We start from the raw sequence: 22,541 nt of genomic DNA, 5'->3' as shown, positions 1-22,541 counted from the left end.
CATAGCGCGGACCATGCGCGTCATCTTCATGGGTTCGCCGCCATTCGCCGTGCCGACGCTGGAGGCGCTGGTCGCTGCCGGGCACGAAGTGGTGGCGGTCTATTGCCAGCCGCCGCGCCCGGCCAAGCGGGGCAAGCGAGTGCAGCGGACGGCGGTGCACGCGCGGGCCGAGGAGTTGGGGCTGGAAGTCCGCACCCCGGCGCGGCTGCGCGGGGACGAGGAGCAGCGTGAGTTCGCCGCGCTCGGCGCCGACGTGGCGGTGGTCGCGGCCTACGGGCTGATCCTGCCGCAGCCGATCCTCGATGCGCCCGAGCGCGGATGCATCAACGTCCACGCCTCGCTCCTGCCGCGGTGGCGGGGGGCGGCGCCGATCCACCGGGCGATCCTGGCGGGCGATGCGGTGACCGGCGTGACGATCATGCAGATGGAGGCCGGCCTTGACACCGGGCCAATGCTGGCGGCGGCCGAGCTGCCGATTGGCGATCGAAATGCGGGCGACCTCACCGACGATCTCGCGCGGCTGGGGGCGAGCCTGCTGGTCGACGTGCTTGCCGATCCGACCAACTTCCCGCCGGAGCCGCAGCCCGACGAAGGCGTCACTTACGCCGCCAAGATCGACAAGGCCGAGGCGCGGATCGACTGGGCGCGGCCGGCGGTGGAGGTCGAGCGCCAGCTGCGCGCCTTCGCGCCGGCCCCGGGGGCGTGGTTCGAGGCGAATGGCGAGCGGGTGAAGCTGCTTCGCGGCGCAACTGTCGAGGGATCGGGCGCGCCGGGCGAGGTGCTCGACGAGGCGCTGACCATCGCCTGCGGCGAGGGCGCGATCCGGCCCGACGTGGTGCAGCGTGCCGGGCGTGGGCCGATGAGCCCGCAGGAGTTGCTGCGCGGATTCGCGGTGCCGAAGGGCACTCGGCTGACGTGACACGCTGGAAGCTGATCCTCGAGTGGGACGGCGCGCCGTTCATGGGCTGGCAGCGCCAGGATCATGGGCCCTCGGTGCAGGCGGCGGTCGAGCGCGCGGCCAAGGCGATGACCGGCGAGGAGGTCACCGCGCACGCCGCCGGGCGGACCGACGCGGGGGTGCATGCGCTGGGGATGGCGGCGCATATCGAGCTGACGAAGGAGCTGACGCCGCATCGGCTGCGCGAAGGACTGAATGCGCTGCTGCGGCCCGACCCGGTGGCGGTGCTGAGCGCGGAGCCGGTGGCCGACGACTGGCACGCGCGATTCTCGTGCGTCGGGCGGCGCTATCTCTACCGGATCGCCAACCGACGCGCGCCGCTAACGCTCGACCGCGGCAAGGCGTGGCGGATCGGCTTGCCGCTTGAAGTCGCCGCGATGGCCGAGGCGGCGGCGGTGCTGGTCGGGCGGCACGATTTCACCACCTTCCGCTCGGTCAATTGCCAGTCGGACAGTCCGGTGAAGACGCTCGACCGGCTCGAGGTGGAAAGGGTTGGCGACGAGGTGCACGTCCATGCGGCGGCGCGCAGCTTCCTCCATCATCAGGTGCGTTCGATGGTCGGGTGCCTGGCGTTGGTCGGTCAGGGGCAGTGGAAAGTGGCCGACATGGTGGCGGCGCTGAGCGCGAAGGATCGGGCGGCGCTGGGGCTCAACGCGCCGGCGGAGGGGCTGTACTTCGTCGAGGCAGTCTACCCCCGTCGTCCCGGCGGAGGCCGGGACCTCGGCGAGAGTGGCACGACCGCTGCGTTCTAGCGACCTGAGATCCCGGCCTTCGCCGGGATGACGATTGAGCGCTAAACCAGCACCTCCCGCGCCGGTGGCATCGAGAGGAACGCCTGCGGGCTGGCGGTGAGGCCGTAGGCGCCGGCGCAGAAGATGGCGATCAGGTCGCCCACCCTCGCGCGCGGCAGCATGACCTCGTCGGCAAGCAGGTCGAGCGGGGTGCAGAGGCAGCCGACGATCGTCACTTCCGCCTCCGGCTCGGCGTCGAACTTGTTGGCGACCGCAACGGGGTAGTTGCGGCGGAGCAATTGGCCGAAGTTGCCGCTGGCGGCGAGCATGTGCTGGAGGCCGCCGTCGACGACGAGGAAGGTCTTGCCGCGGCTGACCTTCCGGTCGACGACGCGAGTCAGGTAGACCCCCGCCTCTCCCACCAGCCAGCGGCCAAGCTCGATCACGAACCTGGTGTCGCGCAGAATGGCGCGGCGCCTGTCGAGGGTCTGCTGGAGCGCTGTGCCGATGGCCTCGACGTCCAGAGGCTGATCTCCCGCGAAATAGGGAATACCGAAACCGCCGCCGAGGTTGACCTCGGGAGGGGTCGCGCCAGCCGCCTCCGCGATCTCGGCGGCGAGCGCGACGGTGGCGCGCTGGCTTTCGATGATCGCCTCGGCCGAGAGCGACTGTGAGCCCGCATAAACGTGCAGCCCGCGCCAGTCGCCGCCCTCGTCGATGATGCGGCGGACGATCGCGGGGACGCGGTCATGGTCGACGCCGAACGGGCTCGCCAAACCGCCCATCTTCATCCCCGAACCCTTCAGCCCAAACGGTGGGTTCACGCGGACGGCGACGGTGGGTGACCGATCGGTGGCGAGTAGGCGCAGGCGGTCCCATTCGGCCTCGCTTTCGAGGTTGACCGTCACCCCAGCCGCAAGCGCCGCGGCGAGGTCGGCGTCGGTCTTGCCGGGGCCGGCGAAGCTGACCGGTTTTTCAGCGGCTCCGGCGGCCTGCAGCGTCGCGAGTTCGCCGGCCGAGGCGAGGTCGAAGCCGTCGACGTGGTCGGCCATGAACGTCAGCAAGGGCGCGAAGGGGTTGGCCTTTACCGCATAATGGAGCGCCACGTCGCCGAAGGCCGCGCGGAAGCGGGCGATGCGCGCTTGGATGACGGCGCGGTCGTACACGAATAGCGGCGTTCCGCCTGCCTGCGCGACAAGCTCGGCCGGTGACTGGCCGCCGGGAGCAAGGCCGGCGGCATAGTCGGCGGGGATCGGGCCCATCGCCTTCACGGCGCCAACTCCGCCTGCAGCGCGGCACGGTCGGTCTTGCCGTTGGGCGAGAGCGGGAGCGCGTCGCGCCACGCGATGCGGCTGGGGCGGAGATGCGCTGGCAATTCGGCGGTGAACCAGGCGCGGAGGCGCTCGTCGGCGCCCTCCCCTTTCGCCACCGCGACCAGCACGATCGCCTGGCCGAGCCGCTCGTCATTGACCCCGAACGCTGCGCAGTCGGCGACGGCGCCGCTGGCGAGCGCGGCTTCCTCGACCTCGGTCGGGCTGACGCGGTTGCCGCTGACCTTGATCATCGCGTCGTCGCGGCCGCGGATGCGGAGCAGGCCGTCGGCGCCGATCACCGCGCGGTCGCCGCTCCACACCTCGCCGTCGCGAAAGCGCTGCGCGGTGCGTTCCGCATCGTTCCAATAGCCCTGCGCCACCAGCGGGCCCGAATGGACGAGCTCGCCCTCTTCGTCGGGCGCTGCGCGGCTGCCGTCGGAGCGGACGATGCGCAGCTTGGCGAACGGGATGGCGGTGCCGACCGCGTCGGGGTGCGCGTCGACCAAAGCGGGATCGAGGCTGGCGGAGCGGAAGGCTTCGGTTAGGCCGTACATCAGGTGCAGCCTCGCCTGCGGGAAGAGGTCGCGCAAGCGGCGGACGAGTGGCTCGGGCAAGTGTCCGCCCGAATTGGTGAGCGTGCGAAGAGAGGCGCCCGCGCCGTCCCATTTCTGTTCGGCGAGTTGCAGCCACAGCGGTGGCACCCCGGCGAGCGTGGTGATCCGTTCGCGCGCGACCGCTTTCACCACTTCGCGGGGGAGGAGATAGTCGAACGCCACCGCGCAGCCGCCGGCGAACCAGGTCGAGAGCAACTGGTTCTGGCCATAGTCGAAGGCGAGCGGGAGGACGCACAGGGTGCGGTCGTCGGCTTGCAAGCCGAGATAATGGGCGACGCTGACCGCGCCGAGCCACAAGTTGTCGTGGCTCAGCATCACGCCTTTTGGCCGTCCGGTCGAGCCGGAGGTGTAGAGCAACGCGCAAAGTTCGCCGGGGTCGCGCTCGGACGGTGGGAGCGTGTCGTCGCCTTCCTCCCAATCTTCGAGCGCGACGGACCTAACGCCGGCGTCGCCGAGGCTGTCGAGCCGCGCGCGGTTGGCGACCAGCAGCGCCGCGCCGCTGTCGGCCAGAATATGCTCGGCCTGCGCCCGGCGCAGCACGGGATTGATCGGGACATGAACAAGCCCCGCTCGCGCCGCCGCCAGCGGGGCGATGCAGGCGAACCGCGTCTTGCCCATCCAGCTCGCCACCCGGTCGCCGGGCTGCAGCCCGAGCGCGCGCAGCCGCGCGGCGGCGCGGCCGACCACCTGCTCAAGATCGGCGTAGGTCATCGTCTGCCCGTCGGCGACCAGCGCGGGCGCGTCGGCCGCGCCGCGCAAGGTAAGATGATCGAGCGGTCGGGGAAGCGGATCGGGCAGCGCCATGGGTGTCGCTTAGCCGTTGGCTTGCGGTGCCGCCAACCTTCCCCTAGGCGGCGCGGCGATGACCGCGCAGTCCGTTCCCGCGTCCGATGGCCAGCTCGACTTCACGCTGCGCGCTTTGCTCAGCGGCGTGCTCGGCCTGCCTGCCAGCCGGGTGGCGGGGTTCGAGGCTGGGACCGAATTGTTCGGCGCGCTGCCCGAGTTCGATTCGATGGCGGTCGCCAATCTGCTGACCGGGATCGAGGAGCGGTTCGACGTGACGGTCGAGGACGACGACGTCGAGGCCGAGGACTTCGCCACCTACGGATCGCTGCGCGCCTTCGTCGAGCGGCTGGTCGCCGGCTGACGCCTTACCCTTAGAGCGGGCCTAGCTCGCGTCGACGCGCGTGACGGTCAGGGTCAGTTGCTGATCGCGGCGCTGGATCGTGAGTTCGGCGGTTGCTTTCACCGCGTCGAGCGCGCGGCCGAGTTCGGAGGCGCTCGAGACGGGGCGGCCGTCGACGGTCGTGACGATGTCGCCGGCGCGCAAGCCCGCCTTGGCCGCGCTCGACCCAGCGGCGACCAGCGCCACCCCGGCACCGGCGCGGACGTCGCCCAAGCGGCCAGCGAGCGCGCCGCCAAAGTCGACCGCTCGGAAACCGAAGCTCGCAGTCGGCGAGAGCGCGTTGCGGAGAAGTTCGTCGACCACCAGCCGACCGATGCTGGCGGGAATCGCGGTGCCCCCTGCCCCCGCGCTCGCGACCACCCCGATCATTTGCCCGTCGGCGCCGAGCACCGGCAGGCCGGGCGGCCAGTCGGCTGCGGAGGGCGCGAGGCGGAAGTAGCCGTTCGGTGCGCCGCCGTCGGTGAGGAAGTCGCTTTCGATCATGGCGAGGTCGGCGCTGCAGCCGAGCCCGGCGGGTGTGGCCACCGCGAGCCCGAACTGACCCGCGCGGGGAGGCGCTCCGTCGCTGAAAGACAGCGATTCGCCGGTCGCATCGGTAGTCCTGGCGATGGCCAGCCCGGAAACAGGATCGGTGCGGACCTCGCCAACCGCGACCCGACGGCCGTCGCCGAACACCGCTTCCAGATTGCCTGCGGGGATCGTGCTGGCGGCAGCGAGCAGCCAGCCGTCGTCGGTGATGCGGACGGCAGGGGTCGCCTTGGCGCCCTCGGCGACGGGAAGGACAGCGCCGGCCGGGACCAGCAGCGCCATCGCCGGGCAGCTGCGCTCGACCAGATCGGCAAGGTCGGGGAGACCGCTTTGCTGGCGGACGATCTGGACGATCGGCCGCGCGGGTGCCCTGCCCTGCGGCGTCGGCGTTGCCGTCCACCAGCGCATCCCGGCGGCCCCGCCAAGCACGGCAAGCAGCAGGCCGCCGCCGATCAGCGCGCTGCGCAACGGGCGCGGGCGCGGAAGGATCGGCGCCTCACTCACCGAACAGGTCCCGCTGCGCCTTCTCGACCTCGTCGGCGTAGCGGCGGTGGACGAAGCGTTCTGACAGGGTGCCGAGCACTTCTCCGTCGGGGCCGACGACCGCGAGATAATCGGCTTCGGTGCGGTCGAACGCGGCGATCGCCGTGCGCACGTCGGCGGCCGGGTCGAGCGCGAAATCGGCCAGCGATGCGAGGGTGGCGACGGGCGCCGTCTCGGCGACGCCGGGCGCGAACAGCCGGGCGGTGTCGACCAGCCCGGCGTAGTGCCCCGCCGCATCGAGCAGCACGACGCGGGTGGTCGAGCCGAGCGGAAAGCGGCGACGGAATTCGGCGACCGAGGCGGTGGCGGACAGGGTCTCGACCGCGCGCTGCATCATCGTACCTGCGGTCAGCGCGCGGGCCCAGCCGACATCGCGCGCGCTGCGGATGTTCTCGCCGCGGGTGTGCAGCCGCCAGGTCGAGAAGCTGTAGCCGAAAAGTTCGCGGACCAGCGTGCTGGCGCACAAGGAGGCGGTGACCGCCGCCCCGGTCAGCGCGAAGTCATGGGTCACTTCAAGCACCAGCATCGACATGGTCATCGGCCCGCCGACGATCGCGACCGCCATCGCCGCCATGCCGATCAGCGCCGCGTCGGCCGGGTCGACCGTCGGCAGGACGGACTGGTGCGTGAGCAGCGCGGCGAACAGCTGGCCGATCAGCGAGCCCATGAACAGCGACGCGAAGAACAGGCCGCCGCGAAAGCCGAAGCCAAGGGAGATGGTCGAGGCGGCGATCTTGACGAGCAGCACCAGCAGGATGAAGCGGACCCCGACCTCGGCGCCGAGATCGATGTGCAGCGCGCCGTGCCCGGCCGACAGCACCTGCGGAGTGATCATGGCGAGCGGAATGAGCAATAGCCCGCCAACCGCCGGACGCCAGGCGTCGGGCACGGCGAGGCGGCGGAACTGGACTTCGCAGAAGGTCACCCCGCGCATCACCGCGATGCCGATCAGCGCGCAGATGAGGCCCAGCCCGGCGTAAAGCAGATAGTCGGCGGTGGTGATCGCGCGGGCGCCGGGCAGCGCGACGACATAGGGCTCGACCCCGACCAGCCGGCCGAGCAGGGTCGCCGCGATCGCGGCCGCCGCCACCGGCGCGATCGCGGCCGGCGTGTAGGCGCCGATCACGATCTCGAAGGCGTAGAAAGCGCCCGTTAGCGGCGCGCCGAAGGCGGCGCCGACCGCCGCGCCGGCGCCGGCGCCGACCAGCACGCGCAGGCTGGCGCGGCGCAGGCGGAGCCACTGGCCGACCAGCGAGGCGAGCCCGCCGCCAGCCTGCGCATAGGCTGCCTCGAGCCCGACCGAGGCGCCCGCGCCGTTGGAGAGGATGGTCTGGCCGCACACCGCCAGCGTATCGCGCAAGGGTATAGCGCCGCCGTGCAGCGCATTCGCCTCAACCACGTCGACCGGGGTGCGCCAGCGGCGGGTGGCGGCGCGGGTCGCATAGCCGAGCGCGAGCCCGAGGAGCGGCAGCGCGAGCAACCGCCACGGTGCGATCGACGGCGCGGCACTGAGGCTCGCGCCGCTGAGGCCGTAAAGCAATGCTTGGATGGAGTGGGCGAGCCCGCGCTGCGCGAGCATCAGCAGCCCCGCTCCCAGACCGACCCCGACCGCGAGCAAGACCAGCGCGGCTTCGCTCGAGCGGAACACTCGCCGGAAGGACGTTACCCCGCGCTCGTAGACGGGCAGGATGGTCAGCGCGGGAGACCTCACGAGGGGCGGACGCTCGGGCGGTCGGGCTGGGCGGCGGCGGGCATGACGCCAAGGCTCTTAGAGCCCCGGCGGCGCGAGGCCAACGCTCGCTCTCAGGTGATGCACCCGAGTTGCGAAGGGCGCGCGAGCCGGACACAGTGGCTTGCATCAGGGACGTGTGGGGGCTTGATGGATCAATTCGGCTATGTGGTCGGCCTGTTGTCGATCATCACCGGTCTGGCGCTGTCCGACCTGGGGTTTAGCCTCCATCGCCTGCTCCGCCGCCGCCACGAGGTGCGGTGGGACCCGCTGGTGCTGGCGACCGCGGCTTATTTCGCCTTCACCGTGGTCCGCTACTGGTACCAAGTCTGGTCGATCCGCGAGATGGCCGGGGTCACCTCGCTGTTCTTCTTCCTCGGCCTGCTGATCGAGAACTTCCTGCTGTTTCTCATCGTCGCCTCGGCGCTGCCAGACGCGGACGATCTGAAGCCCGGCGCGATCGACCTGCGAGCATTTCAGCGCGAGAACAGTCGTTATCTGTGGACGCTGTTCCTTCTCTATTCGGTGATGTGGGGCGCTCATGGTTTCTATTTCGGCTTTACGTTAAACGGCTACGTCAGCCCGCGCCTCGCGGAGGTGTTCATCGCGCCGGTCGTGCTGAGCGCCGGGCTCGCGCTTTCCCGCCGGCGGTGGTTGCAGGTGGCGCTCTTCGCGGTGCTGGTGATCCACGAGGCGTCGTGGATCGTCATTTCAGGCTATTGACCGACCGCCGTTTCGCCATCTCGCCACGCCGATCCGGCGCGGTTGCCAAGCTTCGAAAAGTCGACATAAGTTCGACGGTGAAAGACGAGTTCGCCAAGCTGGTCGCACGGGATGGCGACGATCCTGAAATCGAGGCGATCCTGCTCGAGGTCTGCCACGCCACCCGCATGGGCTTCATCGCTGTCGCAGGCGTGACGGAAACGCGGTGGGTCGCGGCGCAGGTGCTCGACCGGATCGACTTCGGCCTCAATCCGGGTGACGAGCTCGACGTCAAAAAGACCATCTGCGACAATATTCGCGAGTGCGGGCAGGCGATCATCATCGACCGGGTTGCCGACGATCCCGATTGGCGGACCCACCCCGTCCCGATGCTGTTCGGCTTCGAAAGCTATGCGTCGGTGCCGGTCGTCCTCGCGGATGGGCAATTCTATGGCACGCTGTGCGCGATCGATCCCGAGGAGCGCGTTCTGAGCGGGACGGAGACCGTCGCCCTCCTCACGCGCTGCGCCGAACGATTGGCCGCGATCCTGTCGGCACGACCGGAGCAGGTCGGTGCGACCGCGAGCCCGCCACTGCCCGCCTGACCTTCGCGCCGCGAATTACTCTGCGGCGAGCGCCTGATATTCCTGCGCGGCGAGATATTTCTCGGCGTCGAGCGCGGCCATGCAGCCGGTGCCGGCAGCGGTGACCGCCTGACGGTAGATTTTGTCCATCACGTCGCCGCAGGCGAACACGCCGGGGACGCTGGTGCGGGTCGAGCCGGTTTCGACGGCGAGATAGCCGTCCTCGTCGAGATCGAGCTTGCCGACGAAGAGCTCGGTCGCGGGCTTGTGGCCGATGGCAACGAAGGCGCCGTCGACGGTCAGGTCCTGGGTCGCGCCGGTGAGGCGATCCTTGAGACGGAGACCGACCAGCGCTTCGGGCTCGCCGCCCGAGAGGAATTCCTCGACCTCATGATTCCAGATGATTTTGATGTGCGGATTGGCGAACAACCGATCCTGCAGGATCTTCTCCGCTCGAAGCGAATCGCGGCGGTGGATCAGGGTGACGTCATGGCTGTGGTTGGTGAGGTAGAGCGCTTCCTCGACCGCGGTGTTGCCACCGCCGATCACCGCCACCTTCTTGCCGCGATAGAAGAAGCCGTCGCAGGTCGCGCAGGCGCTCGCGCCCTTGCCCTTCATATGCTCTTCGGTCGGCAGGCCGAGCCATTTGGCCTGCGCGCCGGTCGCAATCACCAGCGTATCGCAGGTGTAGGTGGTCCCGCTGTCGCCCTTGAGCCGGAAGGGCGGGGCAGACAGCTCGACGCTGTCGATATGGTCCCATACCATGCGCGTGCCGACGTGCTCGGCCTGGGCCTGCATCTCTTCAACCAGCCACGGGCCCTGAATCACCTCGCGGAAGCCGGGATAATTCTCGACGTCGGTGGTAGTCGTCAGCTGGCCGCCGGGCTGGATGCCCTGGATGACGATCGGCTGGAGCCCGGCGCGGGCGGCATAAATGGCCGCGGTCAGGCCGGCGGGGCCTGACCCCAGGACGATCATGCGGCTGGAAACGGTGTCGCTCATGCCGCCCATTTGGCGACTGAGCGACCCGCTGGCAATGCCGGTTAGACCGCCGAACGACCGCGCACGAAGTGCAGCACGAGCACGATGATGCCGACGATGAGGAGGATGTGGATGAGGCCGCTGGTGACGTGGAACACGAGGAACCCGGCGAGCCAGAGGATGATCAGAATGGCGGCGATAATCGCGAGCATGGTTAACCCTTCTCTTGCAGATGGCGGGACAATCGCCGCTGCGAAGGGATGTTCCGTTAACTTAACGAAATGTTCGACGGGCGCTCAGGCCAAGCGAACCGTGCGTCAGAACAGCCGCGATTGCTTCACCGCCGCTTCGATGAAGCTGGCGAAGAGCGGATGTGGCGCGAACGGCCGGCTCTTGAGCTCGGGATGGAACTGGACGCCGATGAACCACGGATGGTCGGGCCGCTCGACGATCTCGGGCAGGCGACCGTCGGGCGACATGCCGCTGAACACCAGTCCGCCCTTCTCGAGCGCGGGCATGTAGGCCGAATTGACCTCGTAGCGGTGGCGGTGGCGCTCGGAGATGTGGGTGGTGCCGTAGACCTGCGCGACGCGGCTGTTGCCGCCGAGCGTCGCGTCATAGGCGCCGAGCCGCATGGTCCCGCCAAGGTCACCCCCGGCGGCGCGCGCCTGGAGGCCTTCGGGGCTCATCCATTCGGTGATCAGGCCGACCACCGGCTCGGGCGTGTCGCCGAATTCGGTGGTGGAGGCTTCAGCAATGCCGGCGGTGTTGCGGGCACCCTCGATGCAAGCCATCTGCATGCCGAGGCAGATGCCGAAGAAGGGGACGCCGCGCTCGCGGGCGAATTTGACCGAGGCGATCTTGCCCTCGCTCCCGCGCTCGCCGAACCCACCGGGGACGAGGATGGCGTGCATCGGCTCGAGCTCGCCGGCGAGATCCTCGCCCTTTTCGAACAGCTCGGCGTCGAGCCACTTGATGTTGACCTTGACGCGGTTGGCGATGCCGCCGTGGACCAGCGCCTCGCGCAAGCTCTTATAGGCGTCGGGCAGGCCGACATATTTGCCGACCACGCCGATCGTGACCTCGCCCTCGGGATTGTCGAGCCGGTCCATGATCTCGTCCCAGCGGGCGACGTCGGGGCGCGGAGCATCGGTGATGCCGAAGGCGGCGAGCACCTCGTCGTCGAGGCCTTCGCGGTGATAGGCGAGCGGCACGTCGTAGATCGAGCGGGCATCGAGGGCCTCGATCACCGCCGACTTGGGGACGTTGCAGAATTGCGCGATCTTGGCCTTGTCGCTGTCGGGGATCGGCATTTCGGCGCGGCACAGCAGGACGTCGGGCTGGACGCCGAGGCTCGAGATTTCGCGGACCGAATGCTGGGTCGGCTTGGTCTTGAGTTCGCCCGCGGCCTTGATCCACGGCACCAGCGTGGTGTGGACGCTGACGGTATTGCCGCGGCCGAGGTCGTTGCGGAGCTGACGCAGCGCTTCGATGAACGGCAGGCTCTCGATGTCGCCGACGGTGCCGCCGATCTCGCAGATGACGAAGTCGAGGCCGTCGGTTTCGGCCAGCGCAAATTCCTTGATCGCGTTGGTGACGTGCGGGACGACCTGGACCGTCGCGCCGAGATAGTCGCCGCGCCGTTCCTTGGCGATGATGTCGCGGTAGATGCGACCGGTGGTGACGTTATCCGACTGCTTGGCCGAAACGCCGGTGAAGCGCTCGTAATGGCCGAGGTCGAGGTCGGTCTCGGCGCCGTCGTCGGTGACGTAGACTTCGCCGTGCTGATAGGGGCTCATGGTCCCCGGATCGACGTTCAGATAAGGGTCGAACTTGCGGATGCGGCACTTGAAGCCGCGCGCCTGCAGCAGGGCTGCGAGCGATGCCGAGAGAAGACCTTTGCCGAGGCTGGAGACCACGCCGCCGGTAACGAAAATAAACCGCGCCATGGGAGACGAGCCTTAGGGGTGAGAGGGCGGGATGGGCAAGCCAAAACCGTCATGCTGAACCTGTTTCAGCATCCATCGTGGGTCCCGCGCCACGGTGTGCGGCGGAGGCATGGACCCTGAACCGAGTTCAGGGTGACGGCTATTGAGACGTTACTGCGCGAGCGGAACAGCGCCGTTGCTGACCGGGGTCGGCGCCGGGAGCGTGCCGGCGGGGGCGCGGCTGCCCGGGGCGGCGGGAGTCGCCGGCGCCGTTGTGGTGCCGGTCGGCTGACCCGGCAGCGCGGTCCCGGCCGGAGTCTGCTGGCTGATCGGGGCCGCCTGATTCGCGACCGATGCGTCGATCGACTGGGTGTTGGTGCGGGTGCCCGAATAAGCCGCCAGCGCGATGCACAGGATCACGAACAGCCCGCCGAGCACCGCGGTCGCGCGGGTCAGGAAATCGGCCGCGCCGCGCGCGGTCATCAGGCCCGCCGAGCTGCCGCCCACACCCAGCCCGCCGCCTTCCGAGCGCTGCATCAGGATCACCGTGCAAAGGGCAAGGGCGACCAGCGCTTCGAGGATGAGGAGGAAGGTGAACATGGGGGAAGGTCGGCTTTCGATGAGGAAATGAGGTTCGCGCGGGCACTTAGCGGGGGTGCCGCCAAGTTTCAACGAGTCTGCTAGACCGCCGCCTCGACGATCGGGACGAAGTCGGCGGCCTTTAGGCTGGCGCCGCCGACCAGCGCCCCGTTGACGTCGGCCACGGCGAAGATCTCCGCCGCGTTCGACGCCTTGACCGAGCCGCCGTAGAGGATGCGCACCCCTTCCCCATCCGCGCCGAGCGCCTTGACCAGCGTCTGGCGCAGCGCGGCGTGCATTTCGGCGATGTCGGCGGTGCCCGGGACCTTGCCGGTGCCGATCGCCCAGATGGGTTCGTAGGCGACCGCAAAGGCCGCGGCGGTCGCGCCCTGGCCCGGCAAGCTGGCGCGGAGCTGGGCGGTGACGACGGCGAGCGCCCGCCCCGCCTCGCGCTCGGCATCGCTCTCGCCGACGCAGAGGATGATCTTGAGCCCCGAGCGCAGCCCCGCCTCGGCCTTGGCGCGGACCGCAGCGTCGTCTTCGCGATGGGCGTCACGGCGTTCGCTGTGGCCGACGATGGTCAGCGTCGCGCCGGCGTCGTGGAGCATCGTTGCGGCGATGTCGCCGGTGTGGGCGCCGCCCTCGGCCATATGGATGTCCTGCGCGCCGATGGCGAAGCCGGGCGCTGCCTCGGCGGCGCGGTGGATCAGGGTCGCCGGCACGCACAGCGCGACGTCGACCTGCCCCGCCAGCCGCTGCGCCGCCTGCGCCACTGCCTGAACCTCACCAAGGTCGGCCGAAGTGCCGTGCATCTTCCAATTGCCGGCGACCAGCTTGCGACGCGTCATCCTACTTCTCCTCTGTTCGCCGCCGCGCCTAGCAAGCCCGCCATATTGAAGGGAAGCCGTCGGCTCTCTAAAGCCCCTGCCGACTTCTTTTCCGCAGACGCGAGCTTGCCCCTTCATGCTGTCCTTCTTTCGCCGCCTGTCCAAGTCCAAGGCGGGCGCCGCCATCGGCATCCTGTTCCTGGTCATCATGCTGGCGAGCTTCGCCGTCGCCGACGTCAACAACTTCAAGTCGTTTGGAACCGGCGGGTTCAACCAGGGCGTGCTCGCCAAGGTCGGCAAGGAGCAGATCACGGAGACCGAATTGTCGCAGACGCTGCAGCGCCAGCTCGCCCAGCTGCGCCAGCAGAAGCCCGACGCGACCTACGCCGACCTCGCCCCGCAATATGACCAGATCATCAACGGCCTCATTCAAGCCAAGACGCTCAAGGCGTATGCGGTGGCGCACGGGCTGATGCCGCCCAAGACCGCGATCGACGCCGAGATCGTCAAGATCCCGCAGACCCGCGGGCTCGACGGCAAGTATAGCGAGGCTTCGTATCAGCAATTCCTCCAGCAGCAGCGGCTGACCGATGCGCAGTTGCGCGACGAGATTGCGGTGCTGCTGCTCCAGCGGATGCTACTGGCGCCGATCGCGGGCAACATGCGGATGCCGCTGGGGGTCGCGCAGCCCTATGCCTCAATGCTGCTCGAGCAGCGCGAAGGCCTGGCAGCGCTGATCCCGAGTGCGGCGTTCAAGGGCGCCCCGCCGACTGACGCCGAGCTGCAGGCGTTCTACGCGCGAAACCGCGCGCGCTACGTCATCCCTGAGCAGCGCGTGCTGCGGCTGGCGCTGATCACGCCGGAAACGGTGGCGGGGGTCCAGCCGACCGACGCCGAGGTCGCCGCTTATTATCAGCAAAATGCCGCGACCTATGCCGGGGGCGAGAGCCGCGTGCTGAGCCGCGCCTCGATTCCGGACCAGAACCAGGCGAACCAGGTCGCCGCGCGGGCCAAGGCCGGGGGCAATTTCGCCGCCGCCGCGCAGCCCGCCGGCTTCTCCGCCGCCGACGTCAGCCTCGGGCCGCAGAGCCGCGCCGAGCTCGCAGCGCTCGCCGGTGAGCAGGTCGCCGCGGCAGTGTTCGCCGCCCCCGCCGGCGCGGTGGTCGGGCCGATCAAGTCGAGCACCGGCTTCGACGTCATCAAGGTCGAGCGGGTCGACCGCAAGGCCGGCAAGACGCTGGCCGACGCCAAGCCCGAGATCGTCGCCAAGCTGGCCGGCGACAAGCGCAAGAATGCGCTGACCGACGCGGCCGGTAAGATCGAGGACGGGATCGGCGAGAGCCGCACCTTCGACGAGCTGGCGCAGGCCAACAAGCTGCCGGTCACTACCACCCCGCCGCTGACCGCCACCGGCCAGTCGATCGCCCAACCGGCGTTCAAGCTGCCGCCCGAATATGCGGCGCTGGTGCTCAAGGATGCGTTCGGCATGTCTGCCGGCGACGACCCGATGGTCGAGACGCTGCCCAATGACGGGGGCTATGTCCTCGTCGCGCTGGGTCCGATCACGCCGGCCACCCCGGCGCCGCTGGCGCAGATCCGCGACCGGCTCGTGGCCGACTTCGTCGCCAAGCGCGCCGAGGACGCCGCCAAGACCGCCGCCGTCGCGGTGCTGGCCAAGGTCACCCGCGGCGTGCCGCTGCAGCAGGCGCTCAAGGAACAGGGGATCGCGGGCGTGCCGGCCCCGGCGCCGCTCAAGGTTCGCCGGATCCAGCTCGCGCAGCTGCAGGGCCAGGTGCCCGCGCCGCTGCAGATGCTGTTCAGCCTGACCCCGGGCAAGAGCCGGATGGTTGCCGCGCCGCAGGGCCAGGGCTTCTTCATCGTCCAGCTCGACAAGACCATCCCGGGCGATTCGCTGACGCAGCCGGGGCTGATCGGCCAGACCCAGCGCGATCTCAGCCAGTCCGGCGGCGAGGAGATTGCGGTGCAGTTCCTCAACGCCGCGCAGAAGGAGCTGGGCGTCAGCCGCAACGAGGCGGCGATCGCCGACGCGCGCAAGCGGCTGCTGGTCGGCGGCTGAGGCTGACTTGCCGCGGCTGCTGGTCGTCGACAATCACGACAGCTTCAGCTTCACGCTGGTCGATTATCTGCTGACGCTCGGCGCCGCCGTCGAGGTGGTGCAAAGCGACCGGATCGGCGTCGACGAGGCATTGGCGCGTGAGGCCGACGGGGTGCTGCTGTGTCCCGGTCCCGGCCGCCCAGAGGAGGCGGGCTGCTCGGTCGCACTGGCGCGGGCGTGCATCGACCGACAGGTGCCGCTGCTCGGCGTGTGTCTCGGGTTGCAGGCGATCGGGCTGGCGTGCGGCGCGACGGTCAGCCGAGTGGCGCCGGTGCACGGCAAGGCCGGGCCGGTCACGCACGACGGCTTCGGCTTATTCGACGGCCTGCCCTCCCCGCTCACCGTGACGCGCTATCATTCGCTTGCGCTGGCGGCCTTACCGGCCGAATTGAGGGAGACCGCGCATTCGGCCGATGGGGTGATCCAGGGTGTGGCGCACGTGTCGGCGCCGACGCACGGGGTGCAATTTCATCCAGAAAGTGTTGCCAGCGAGCATGGTCACGCATTGCTCGGCCGATTTGTTGCCATGTGCGGTTGACAAGCCACCGAAACGTTCCATAAGCGTTCCCCGTCTGTTCACGATGGAGCCCCCGGGCCATGCTCACGGTCAAGCAGCGCGAGTTACTGCAGTACATCCACGAGCGGGTCAGCAAGACCGGGGTTTCGCCCTCGTTCGACGAGATGCGCGAGGCGCTCGAGCTCAAGAGCAAGTCGGGGGTCCATCGGCTGATCTCGGCACTCGAAGAGCGGGCGTTCATCCGCCGCCTGCCCAACCGCGCCCGCGCGCTCGAGGTGCTGCGCATGCCCGACCAGCCGGGCGCGACCGCCGCTGCGTCTGCCACTGCCAAGGCGCCCGAATTGAAGCCGGTGCGGGTGCCCGCCAACGACACGATCGAGATTCCGCTCCACGGCCGGATCGCCGCCGGTACGCCGATCGAGGCGCTGCAGGGGACCGAGCAGTTCGCGGTGCCTGCCGCGCTGCTTGGTCCGGGCGAACATTATGCGCTCGAGGTGTCGGGCGATTCGATGGTCGAGGAAGGCATTCTCGACGGCGACTATGCGCTGATCCGCAAGGTCGACCAGGCACGCGAGGGCGAGATCGTGGTCGCCCTGATCGACGGCGAGGAAGCGACTCTGAAGACCTTTCGCCGCGAGGGTAAGATGGTCCGGCTCGACCCTGCCAACGGCGCTTATTCGCCGCAGCGCTACGAAGAGAATCGCGTGCGCATCCAGGGCCGGCTGGCCGGCCTCATCCGGCGCTATTGAGCGTCATGCAGGACGCCCGCATCGACTATGTCGAGTTGCCGTCGGCCACGGCGCACGAGCTGACGCGGGCGTTTTACGCCAAGGCGTTCGGCTGGGCGTTCGCCGACTACGGCCCCGACTATAGCGCGACCAGCAACGGCACCACCGACGTCGGCCTGCAGGGCGATCCTCACGAAGCGCTGTCGGCACCGCTGCCGGTGATCCGCGTCGCCGACCTCGACGCTGCCTTTCAGGCGGTGGTCGCCGCCAACGGCCTGATCGCCCGCCCCATTTTCGCCTTCCCCGGCGGCCGGCGATTCCACTTCATCGATCCCGGCGGCAACGAACTTGCCGTGTGGAGCACGAGCTGACGGTCAGCCCTTGCGGCGGGCCATGAAGGCAAGGCGCTCGAACAGCATCACGTCCTGCTCATTCTTGAGCAGTGCGCCGTGGAGCGGGGGAATGGCCTTGGTCGGATCGCGATCCTGAAGGATGTCGAGCGGCATGTCCTCGTGGAGCAGCAGCTTGAGCCAGTCGAGCAATTCGCTGGTCGAGGGCTTCTTCTTGATTCCGGGAACGTCGCGGACGTCATAGAAAATCTCGAGCGCCTTGCCGACGAGGATCTTCTGGATGCCGGGGAAGTGGACCTCGACGATCTTCTCCATCGTCGCGCGGTCGGGAAAGGCGATGTAGTGGAAGAAGCAGCGGCGCAAGAAGGCGTCGGGCAGTTCCTTCTCGTTGTTCGAGGTGATCACCACGATCGGGCGCTCGGCCGCCTTCACCGTCTCGCCGGTTTCGTAGACGAAGAACTCCATCCGATCGAGTTCGGTCAGCAGATCGTTGGGGAATTCGATGTCGGCCTTGTCGATCTCGTCGATCAGCAGCACCGGCAGCTGCGGGGCGGTGAACGCCTCCCACAATTTGCCGGGCCGGATGTAGTTGCGGATGTCGTGAACCCGCGGGTCGCCGAGCTGGCCATCGCGTAGCCGCGCCACCGCGTCATAGTCGTAGAGGCCCTGGGCGGCCTTGGTGCTCGACTTGATGCTCCAGGTGATGAGCGGCGCGCCCAAAGCCTTGGCGATCTCTTCCGCGAGCACGGTCTTGCCGGTCCCAGGCTCGCCCTTGACGAGCAACGGGCGGCGCAGGGAGGCGGCGGCGTTGACGGCGACCTTGAGGTCGGGGGTGGCGACGTAGTCGGCGGTACCTTCGAAGCGCATGACCCGCTTCGTAGGGGTTGGCGCGGCTCTTTAGAAGCCTTCGCGCGCGTCGGCCCGCGCTTCCATGAGGTCGAACATCGCGCGATGCTGGAGCAGCAACTGCTCGGCGCCGAAGCGGATTGCGCGGTCGGGTCCCGGAGCGGTCGCGGCGGCGGCGATCACGTCGGCGATGCTGTCATCGCCGGGCAGCCCGCACGGCGGCACGTCGCAGCCGACGCGGTGCGCGGCCTGCTCGAGCAGCCCGCGGATCGCGCGCCAGTCTCCGACCAGCGCGGTCGCGGCGCCAAGCGCGCAACCCTGCCGCTCGGACTGGACCAAGGTCTCGAGCGCGTGACGCTGGGCGAGGATCGCGGCTTCGGTCTCGGCATTGCCGGGGGTCGAGGGCGCCGGGCCGACCAGGGCCGACAGCCGCAGCAGGAACAGTCGCTCGCGCTCGAAGGCATTGGCGGCGCCGCTCAGCCAGTCGTGGACCGGGCCGGCGGGCGCGCGGACAAGCGCAAGATCGATCGGGCTCGGCTGACGGCCGTAGATCGAAGCCAGCAGATGGAGGCAATCGTCGAGGTCACGCCCCGCGTCGACGTGCGTGCCGAGCAATTCGGCGGCGAACGGATGGCCGGCGCTGCCCGCAGCGGCGAGCCGCGCGGCGTGGGCGTTGGCGGGCGTCGAGGCCAGATCGTTCTTCAACAAACTCATGGCCGCCATGCTCGCTCTTGCCCCCTTACGCTCAACCGGCACCGTGGTGAGCGGCCAGCGGTAGTGGCTGGATGTAAAGAGGGCGTAACCATCCCGGTAAGAAGTCGTTGGGAGAGGTTACGATCTGTGCCGGGGTGGGACGCGGCGACGGCCAGCGGCCCTCCCCTTGCCACTTCCCGAACCTTGCGACACCATCGCCCCGATGGAGCCTGTCCGCCCCCTGCAAGCGCCCCCCGCCCGCCGGTTGGGGCGGGGCGTGCTGCTCGCCTACGGGCTCGGCGCGGTCGCCTATGGGGTCAAGGACAATGGCTTCGGGACCTTCCTGCTGTTGTTCTACAACCAGGTGTTGGGGATGCCGTCGGCGTCGGTCGGGCTGGTCATCATGGCGGCGCTGGTGCTCGACGCTTTCATCGACCCGATGGTCGGCATCCTGAGCGACCGCACCCGCTCGCGCTGGGGACGGCGGCACCCGTGGATGTACGCGGCGGCGCTGCCGATCATGGTCGGCTGGCTATTGCTGTGGTCGCCACCGGCGTCGCTCGGCCAGAGCGGGATGCTCGCCTGGCTGTTCGTCACCGCCATCGCGGTGCGCGCGGCGGTCAGCTGCTATGAGGTGCCCTCGGTCGCGCTAACGCCCGAACTCAGCTCGGATTATGACGAGCGCACGCGGATCATGGCCTATCGCTACCTGTTTGGCTGGGCCGGCGGGCTGCTGATGCTGGCGGCGGCCTACACCCTGTTCCTCGCCCCGCGGCCGGGCTTCGCCAACGGCCTGCTCTACCGGCCGGGCTATCACGGCTATGCGCTGGCCGGGGCGCTAGCGATGGGTATCGCCATTTTGGTCTCGGCGATCGCCACGCACCGCGAAATCCCGCGCCTGCCCCAGGCGGGGGCGGTCGACGCGGGCATCGGCGCGGCGGCCCGCGAACTCGTCGCAACCGCCAAGAACCGCGGGTTCGTGATCCTGCTGCTGGGCGGCCTGTGCTCCTACACCAACCAGGGGCTGATCTACGCGCTGTCGAACTACTTCTACAGCTACGTCTGGCTGTTCCGCGGGCCCGACTTCCTGCTCGTCGCGCTGGCGCTGTTCGGGGGCGTGCTGATCGCCTTCGGCAGCGCGCGACCGCTCAGCCAGCGCCTCGGCAAGAAGCACGCGGCGGCGATGATGACCGTGGCGAGCTATGTCCTGTTCGCGGTGCCTTACCTGCTGCGGCTGATTGGCTGGTTCCCAGCGGCGGGGAGTGGCACGGCGCTGGTGCTGGTGCTGTTGTCGCTCATGCTCAGTACCGGCACGGGCGTCGCGACCTTCATCCTCGGCAGCGCGATGCTCGCCGACGTGGTCGAGGATAGCGAAGCGACCACCGGCCGCCGCAACGAAGGCCTGTTTTTCGCCGGCGGCTTCTTCGTCCAGAAATGCACCAGCGGGTTGGGCATCTTCCTCGCCGGCGCCATCCTCGCGGCCGCCAGCTTTCCCAAGCAGGCGCATCCCGGCGCGGTGCCGGTGGCGGTGCTCGACCGGCTGACGCTGATCTACCTCGCGCTCGGCGCCCTGCTCGCGGTACTCGCCGCCGCCGCTTACCTACGCTTTCCGTTCGGACGCGACGAGCATGAAGCGCGGATCGCGGCGCGCCCGGCCTGATGCTCAGGCCAGCTTGATCTCGCGCAGCCGCTCCAAGAGGTAGTCGTGGCTGCTGATCGGCGGCCACTTCGGTTCCTTCCCGGCCGGGACAGTGCCGGGCAGCGCCTCGATGGTGAAATCGGGGCGGAAGTGGAGGAAAAAGGGCATCGAATAGCGCGCGTTGCTGGCGCGGTCGGGCGACGGATTGACCACCCGGTGCGGCGTCGAGCGCAGCTTGCCGTTGGTCAGCCGCTGCAGCATGTCGCCGATGTTGATGACCAGCTCACCCGGCTTGGGTGACACGGGGATCCAGCGCCCGTCGCGGGTCTTGAGCTCAAGCCCGGCTTCCTCGGCGCCGAGCAGCAGCGTGATGGTGTTGATGTCCTCGTGTGCGCCGGCACGGATGTGCGCGCCGGTCGGCTCGGTCTGCGGCGGGTAGTGAAGCAGGCGGAGGACCGAATTGCCGTCACGTACCGTGTCGCGAAAATAATCCTCGTCGATGCCGAGATAGCGGGCGATGGCGGCGAGCACGGTCAGGCCGGTGCGGTCGAACGTGTCGTACAGCTCGAGGAAGGTTTCCTTGAAGCCCGGGACCTCGCTCGGCCAGACATTGTCGTCCATGACCTCGCGGAACTGGTGGCCTTGCGCGAGCTCGCGGCCGACGTGCCAGAATTCCTTGAGGTCGTGCGCGGTCTGGCCCTTGGCGGTCTCGATCCCGAACGGCGTGTAGCCGCGCGCGCCGCCGTGGCTGAGCTTATACTTGCGCTTCACGTCCTCGGGCAGCGCGAAGAAGGCCTTGGCCTTCTCCTCGGCGCGATGGATCAGCTCGTCGGGGATGCCGTGGTCGGCGAGGACGGCGAAGCCATATTCCTCGAAGCTGCGGCCAAGCGCCTGCGCGAAGGCGTCGCGATCGGTGGCGGCGTCCTTCAAGGAAACGGAGGCGATGTTGTCGGTGGTGAGGGTGTCGGTCATGGAGGCGGCTGTAAACGCAAGCCGCGTGAGCTTCAAATACTTGGGGCGGGAGCCGTCACGGGAGTAATCCCGTGACGTCGATCAGGCTCGCTGCGCGACCTGTCGGCCGGCTTTCGCTGACTCTTCGCGGGACGCGGCTAGCTTCGCTAGGCCGGTGTTCCGCTCGGCAGCTCAGCTTGGCATCATGATCCCGGCCAGCGCCGCGCTCATCAGGTTGGCGAGGCTGCCGGCCGCCAGCGCCTTGAGGCCGAGCCGGGCGATCACCGGGCGCTGGTTGGGCGCCAACCCGCCGGTGACCGCCATCTGGATGGCGATCGAGCTGAAGTTGGCGAAGCCGCACAGCGCGAAGGTGACGATTGCGCGGCTGCGGCTCGACAGGACGGCGGCGGGGCCGCTGGCGTTGCCGAGGTCGATGAAGGCGACAAATTCGTTGAGGACGATCTTGGTCCCGAAAAGCCCGCCGGCGACGCCCGCCTCGTTCCACGGCACGCCGATCAGATACATGAAGGGCTGGAAGATGTAGCCGACCAGCATCTGGAAGCTGAGGCCGGGATGGCCGAACCAGCCGCCGATGCCGCCAAGCAGGCCGTTGGCGAGCGCGACCAGCGCGACGAAGGCGAGCACCATCGCGCCGACCGCGACTGCCAGCTTGACGCCGGTCTGGGCGCCCTGGGCGGCGGCCATGATGATGTTGGCGGGCTTCTCGCCCTCCTCGAACGTCTCGGCGATGTCGATCGTCTCGTGCGGCGGGCCAGCCTCGGCGACCGCGAGCTCGGGGGTCGGGGCAGCCACCGGCTCGACAGGGTCGGGCATGATGAGCTTGGCCATCAGGATGCCGCCGGGCGCCGACATGAAGGCGGCGGCGAGGAGGAACGGCAGATATTGCGGCCCAAGCAGGCTGGCGTAGGCGGCGAGGATGGTTCCCGCGACGCCCGCCATACCGACGGTCATCAGGGTGAAGATCTTGGCCGGCGGCAGCGCGGCGAGATAAGGCCGCACCACCAGCGGACTTTCGGACTGGCCGACGAAGATGTTGGCGGCGGAGCCGAGCGCCTCGACCCGGCCGATGCCGGTGATCCAGCCGATCGCCCCGCCGACCCAGCGCACCACCCGCTGCATGATGCCGAGATAGTAAAGGATCGAGACCAGCGCGGCGAAGAAGATGATCACCGGCAGCGCGCCCAGCGCGAAGGTCTTGGCGAGCGGGTTGGTGGCGCTTGGCCCGAACAGGAATTCGGTGCCCTGGTTGGCGTAGCCGAGCAGGTTGGACACCCCGCGGCTCATGCCGAGGATGCCTTCGCGGCCCCACGGCGTGTAGAGCACGAGGAAGGCGATCGCCGCCTGCAGCGCGAAAGCGGCGCCGACGACGCGCGGACGGATCGCGCGCCGGTCGCTCGACAGGAGGAAAGCGAGCAGCAGGATCGCGCCCACGCCGAGCAGGCCAGACAGGTGATTCATCGTGAGTGAGCCCTCCCCC

The 22,541-nt window shown here is 69.0% G+C and carries 23 protein-coding genes; 10 read left to right on the top strand and 13 right to left on the bottom strand.

Going from position 1 to position 22,541, the window contains the following annotated elements:
- Nucleotides 1–13 precede the first annotated feature (13 nt).
- Together fmt and truA are read left to right on the top strand one after the other, a co-directional pair.
- Nucleotides 14–919 carry a methionyl-tRNA formyltransferase gene (fmt, locus tag GCU42_RS00690; RefSeq protein ID WP_114228307.1) on the top strand — a complete coding sequence of 302 codons (906 nt, stop codon included), beginning with the start codon at nt 14–16 and terminating at the stop codon, nt 917–919.
- A complete protein-coding gene (truA, locus tag GCU42_RS00685) occupies nt 916–1,710 on the top strand; it encodes a tRNA pseudouridine(38-40) synthase TruA (RefSeq protein WP_114228308.1) in 795 nt (264 codons plus the stop codon). Before fmt ends, truA begins: the two co-directional genes overlap by 4 nt.
- 41 nt (nt 1,711–1,751) lie before the next feature.
- Here truA and GCU42_RS00680 read toward each other — a convergent pair whose 3' ends face one another.
- Both GCU42_RS00680 and GCU42_RS00675 read right to left on the bottom strand, forming a co-directional pair.
- Nucleotides 1,752–2,960, bottom strand: a complete 1,209-nt coding sequence (locus GCU42_RS00680; protein ID WP_114228309.1) for a pyridoxal-dependent decarboxylase, exosortase A system-associated — start codon at nt 2,958–2,960, stop codon at nt 1,752–1,754.
- Complete coding sequence (locus tag GCU42_RS00675; protein ID WP_114228310.1) at nt 2,957–4,420, bottom strand: AMP-binding protein; 1,464 nt, start codon at nt 4,418–4,420, stop codon at nt 2,957–2,959. Before GCU42_RS00675 ends, GCU42_RS00680 begins: the two co-directional genes overlap by 4 nt.
- Nucleotides 4,421–4,478: 58 nt before the next feature.
- Here GCU42_RS00675 and GCU42_RS00670 point away from each other — a divergent pair, with 58 nt between their 5' ends.
- Nucleotides 4,479–4,763 carry an acyl carrier protein gene (locus GCU42_RS00670; protein WP_114228311.1) on the top strand — a complete coding sequence of 95 codons (285 nt, stop codon included), beginning with the start codon at nt 4,479–4,481 and terminating at the stop codon, nt 4,761–4,763.
- Between the two features lie 21 nt (nt 4,764–4,784).
- On the opposite strand, the gene GCU42_RS00665 is transcribed toward GCU42_RS00670, so the two are convergent.
- Complete coding sequence (locus tag GCU42_RS00665) at nt 4,785–5,834, bottom strand: S1C family serine protease (protein ID WP_114228312.1); 1,050 nt, start codon at nt 5,832–5,834, stop codon at nt 4,785–4,787.
- Entirely contained in the window at nt 5,827–7,584 is a 1,758-nt protein-coding gene (locus GCU42_RS00660) for a chloride channel protein (RefSeq protein WP_240309508.1), read from the bottom strand. Before GCU42_RS00660 ends, GCU42_RS00665 begins: the two co-directional genes overlap by 8 nt.
- 168 nt (nt 7,585–7,752) lie before the next feature.
- Here GCU42_RS00660 and GCU42_RS00655 point away from each other — a divergent pair, with 168 nt between their 5' ends.
- The gene (locus GCU42_RS00655) at nt 7,753–8,325 is read left to right on the top strand and encodes a hypothetical protein (RefSeq protein ID WP_114228313.1); all 573 of its coding nucleotides are present in this window, start codon (nt 7,753–7,755) and stop codon (nt 8,323–8,325) included.
- A gap of 77 nt (nt 8,326–8,402) precedes the next feature.
- Nucleotides 8,403–8,909 (top strand): GAF domain-containing protein, encoded by a 507-nt coding sequence (locus GCU42_RS00650; RefSeq protein ID WP_114228410.1) that lies wholly within the window; start codon nt 8,403–8,405, stop codon nt 8,907–8,909.
- Between the two features lie 15 nt (nt 8,910–8,924).
- On the opposite strand, the gene trxB is transcribed toward GCU42_RS00650, so the two are convergent.
- The 5 genes from trxB to tpiA all read right to left on the bottom strand — a co-directional run bounded on the left by trxB (nt 8,925) and on the right by tpiA (nt 13,224).
- Nucleotides 8,925–9,890, bottom strand: coding sequence for a thioredoxin-disulfide reductase (trxB, locus tag GCU42_RS00645; protein WP_114228411.1), 966 nt, complete (start codon nt 9,888–9,890; stop codon nt 8,925–8,927).
- A gap of 41 nt (nt 9,891–9,931) precedes the next feature.
- Nucleotides 9,932–10,081, bottom strand: a complete 150-nt coding sequence (locus GCU42_RS00640) for a lmo0937 family membrane protein (protein ID WP_114228314.1) — start codon at nt 10,079–10,081, stop codon at nt 9,932–9,934.
- A 105-nt stretch (nt 10,082–10,186) separates the two neighbouring features.
- Nucleotides 10,187–11,818, bottom strand: a complete 1,632-nt coding sequence (pyrG, locus tag GCU42_RS00635; RefSeq protein ID WP_114228315.1) for a CTP synthase — start codon at nt 11,816–11,818, stop codon at nt 10,187–10,189.
- 150 nt (nt 11,819–11,968) lie between these two features.
- Nucleotides 11,969–12,397 carry a preprotein translocase subunit SecG gene (gene secG / locus GCU42_RS00630; RefSeq protein WP_114228316.1) on the bottom strand — a complete coding sequence of 143 codons (429 nt, stop codon included), beginning with the start codon at nt 12,395–12,397 and terminating at the stop codon, nt 11,969–11,971.
- 80 nt (nt 12,398–12,477) lie between these two features.
- Entirely contained in the window at nt 12,478–13,224 is a 747-nt protein-coding gene (tpiA, locus tag GCU42_RS00625) for a triose-phosphate isomerase (RefSeq protein ID WP_114228317.1), read from the bottom strand.
- Nucleotides 13,225–13,339: 115 nt separating this feature from the next.
- On the opposite strand from tpiA, the gene GCU42_RS00620 reads away from it, so the two are divergent.
- From GCU42_RS00620 to GCU42_RS00605, 4 genes are read left to right on the top strand one after another with little or no spacing between them, the layout of a single operon-like run.
- The gene (locus GCU42_RS00620; RefSeq protein ID WP_114228318.1) at nt 13,340–15,280 is read left to right on the top strand and encodes a peptidylprolyl isomerase; all 1,941 of its coding nucleotides are present in this window, start codon (nt 13,340–13,342) and stop codon (nt 15,278–15,280) included.
- 7 nt (nt 15,281–15,287) lie between these two features.
- Nucleotides 15,288–15,857, top strand: a complete 570-nt coding sequence (locus GCU42_RS00615; RefSeq protein WP_114228319.1) for an anthranilate synthase component II — start codon at nt 15,288–15,290, stop codon at nt 15,855–15,857.
- A gap of 59 nt (nt 15,858–15,916) precedes the next feature.
- On the top strand, nt 15,917–16,585 hold the full coding sequence (gene lexA / locus GCU42_RS00610; protein ID WP_114228320.1) for a transcriptional repressor LexA: 669 nt from the start codon (nt 15,917–15,919) through the stop codon (nt 16,583–16,585).
- A gap of 5 nt (nt 16,586–16,590) precedes the next feature.
- Nucleotides 16,591–16,935, top strand: a complete 345-nt coding sequence (locus GCU42_RS00605) for a VOC family protein (protein WP_114228321.1) — start codon at nt 16,591–16,593, stop codon at nt 16,933–16,935.
- A gap of 3 nt (nt 16,936–16,938) precedes the next feature.
- Here the strand turns inward: GCU42_RS00605 and GCU42_RS00600 are convergent, their stop codons facing one another.
- Both GCU42_RS00600 and GCU42_RS00595 read right to left on the bottom strand, forming a co-directional pair.
- Nucleotides 16,939–17,781 (bottom strand): AAA family ATPase, encoded by an 843-nt coding sequence (locus tag GCU42_RS00600; protein WP_114228322.1) that lies wholly within the window; start codon nt 17,779–17,781, stop codon nt 16,939–16,941.
- 30 nt (nt 17,782–17,811) lie between these two features.
- Complete coding sequence (locus GCU42_RS00595) at nt 17,812–18,474, bottom strand: DUF6975 family protein (RefSeq protein WP_114228412.1); 663 nt, start codon at nt 18,472–18,474, stop codon at nt 17,812–17,814.
- A 202-nt stretch (nt 18,475–18,676) separates the two neighbouring features.
- Between GCU42_RS00595 and GCU42_RS00590 the strand changes: the two genes are divergently transcribed.
- On the top strand, nt 18,677–20,113 hold the full coding sequence (locus GCU42_RS00590; protein WP_205214996.1) for an MFS transporter: 1,437 nt from the start codon (nt 18,677–18,679) through the stop codon (nt 20,111–20,113).
- Between the two features lie 3 nt (nt 20,114–20,116).
- Here the strand turns inward: GCU42_RS00590 and GCU42_RS00585 are convergent, their stop codons facing one another.
- Together GCU42_RS00585 and GCU42_RS00580 are read right to left on the bottom strand one after the other, a co-directional pair.
- The gene (locus tag GCU42_RS00585) at nt 20,117–21,064 is read right to left on the bottom strand and encodes an isopenicillin N synthase family dioxygenase (RefSeq protein ID WP_114228323.1); all 948 of its coding nucleotides are present in this window, start codon (nt 21,062–21,064) and stop codon (nt 20,117–20,119) included.
- Between the two features lie 171 nt (nt 21,065–21,235).
- The gene (locus GCU42_RS00580) at nt 21,236–22,522 is read right to left on the bottom strand and encodes a NupC/NupG family nucleoside CNT transporter (protein ID WP_114228324.1); all 1,287 of its coding nucleotides are present in this window, start codon (nt 22,520–22,522) and stop codon (nt 21,236–21,238) included.
- Between the last annotated feature and the right edge of the window lie 19 nt (nt 22,523–22,541).

This window comes from Sphingomonas ginsengisoli An et al. 2013 (assembly GCF_009363895.1).
GTDB classification, from domain to species: Bacteria; Pseudomonadota; Alphaproteobacteria; order Sphingomonadales; family Sphingomonadaceae; genus Sphingomicrobium; species Sphingomicrobium ginsengisoli.
The sequence above is the reverse complement of the archived record's forward strand: the minus strand, read 5'-3'. Positions and strand labels throughout refer to the sequence as shown.

Bases quoted from the DNA above. Each gene is read 5' to 3' on its own strand.
- fmt (WP_114228307.1), top strand. From the start codon at position 14: ATGCGCGTCATCTTCATGGGTTCGCCGCCATTCGCCGTGCCGACGCTG.
- GCU42_RS00675 (WP_114228310.1), bottom strand. From the start codon at position 4,420: ATGGCGCTGCCCGATCCGCTTCCCCGACCGCTCGATCATCTTACCTTG.
- GCU42_RS00670 (WP_114228311.1), top strand. From the start codon at position 4,479: ATGACCGCGCAGTCCGTTCCCGCGTCCGATGGCCAGCTCGACTTCACG.
- GCU42_RS00655 (WP_114228313.1), top strand. From the start codon at position 7,753: ATGGATCAATTCGGCTATGTGGTCGGCCTGTTGTCGATCATCACCGGT.
- trxB (WP_114228411.1), bottom strand. From the start codon at position 9,890: ATGAGCGACACCGTTTCCAGCCGCATGATCGTCCTGGGGTCAGGCCCC.
- GCU42_RS00640 (WP_114228314.1), bottom strand. From the start codon at position 10,081: ATGCTCGCGATTATCGCCGCCATTCTGATCATCCTCTGGCTCGCCGGG.
- pyrG (WP_114228315.1), bottom strand. From the start codon at position 11,818: ATGGCGCGGTTTATTTTCGTTACCGGCGGCGTGGTCTCCAGCCTCGGC.
- secG (WP_114228316.1), bottom strand. From the start codon at position 12,397: ATGTTCACCTTCCTCCTCATCCTCGAAGCGCTGGTCGCCCTTGCCCTT.
- tpiA (WP_114228317.1), bottom strand. From the start codon at position 13,224: ATGACGCGTCGCAAGCTGGTCGCCGGCAATTGGAAGATGCACGGCACT.
- GCU42_RS00620 (WP_114228318.1), top strand. From the start codon at position 13,340: ATGCTGTCCTTCTTTCGCCGCCTGTCCAAGTCCAAGGCGGGCGCCGCC.
- lexA (WP_114228320.1), top strand. From the start codon at position 15,917: ATGCTCACGGTCAAGCAGCGCGAGTTACTGCAGTACATCCACGAGCGG.
- GCU42_RS00605 (WP_114228321.1), top strand. From the start codon at position 16,591: ATGCAGGACGCCCGCATCGACTATGTCGAGTTGCCGTCGGCCACGGCG.
- GCU42_RS00600 (WP_114228322.1), bottom strand. From the start codon at position 17,781: ATGCGCTTCGAAGGTACCGCCGACTACGTCGCCACCCCCGACCTCAAG.
- GCU42_RS00595 (WP_114228412.1), bottom strand. From the start codon at position 18,474: ATGAGTTTGTTGAAGAACGATCTGGCCTCGACGCCCGCCAACGCCCAC.
- GCU42_RS00590 (WP_205214996.1), top strand. From the start codon at position 18,677: ATGGAGCCTGTCCGCCCCCTGCAAGCGCCCCCCGCCCGCCGGTTGGGG.
- GCU42_RS00585 (WP_114228323.1), bottom strand. From the start codon at position 21,064: ATGACCGACACCCTCACCACCGACAACATCGCCTCCGTTTCCTTGAAG.
- GCU42_RS00580 (WP_114228324.1), bottom strand. From the start codon at position 22,522: ATGAATCACCTGTCTGGCCTGCTCGGCGTGGGCGCGATCCTGCTGCTC.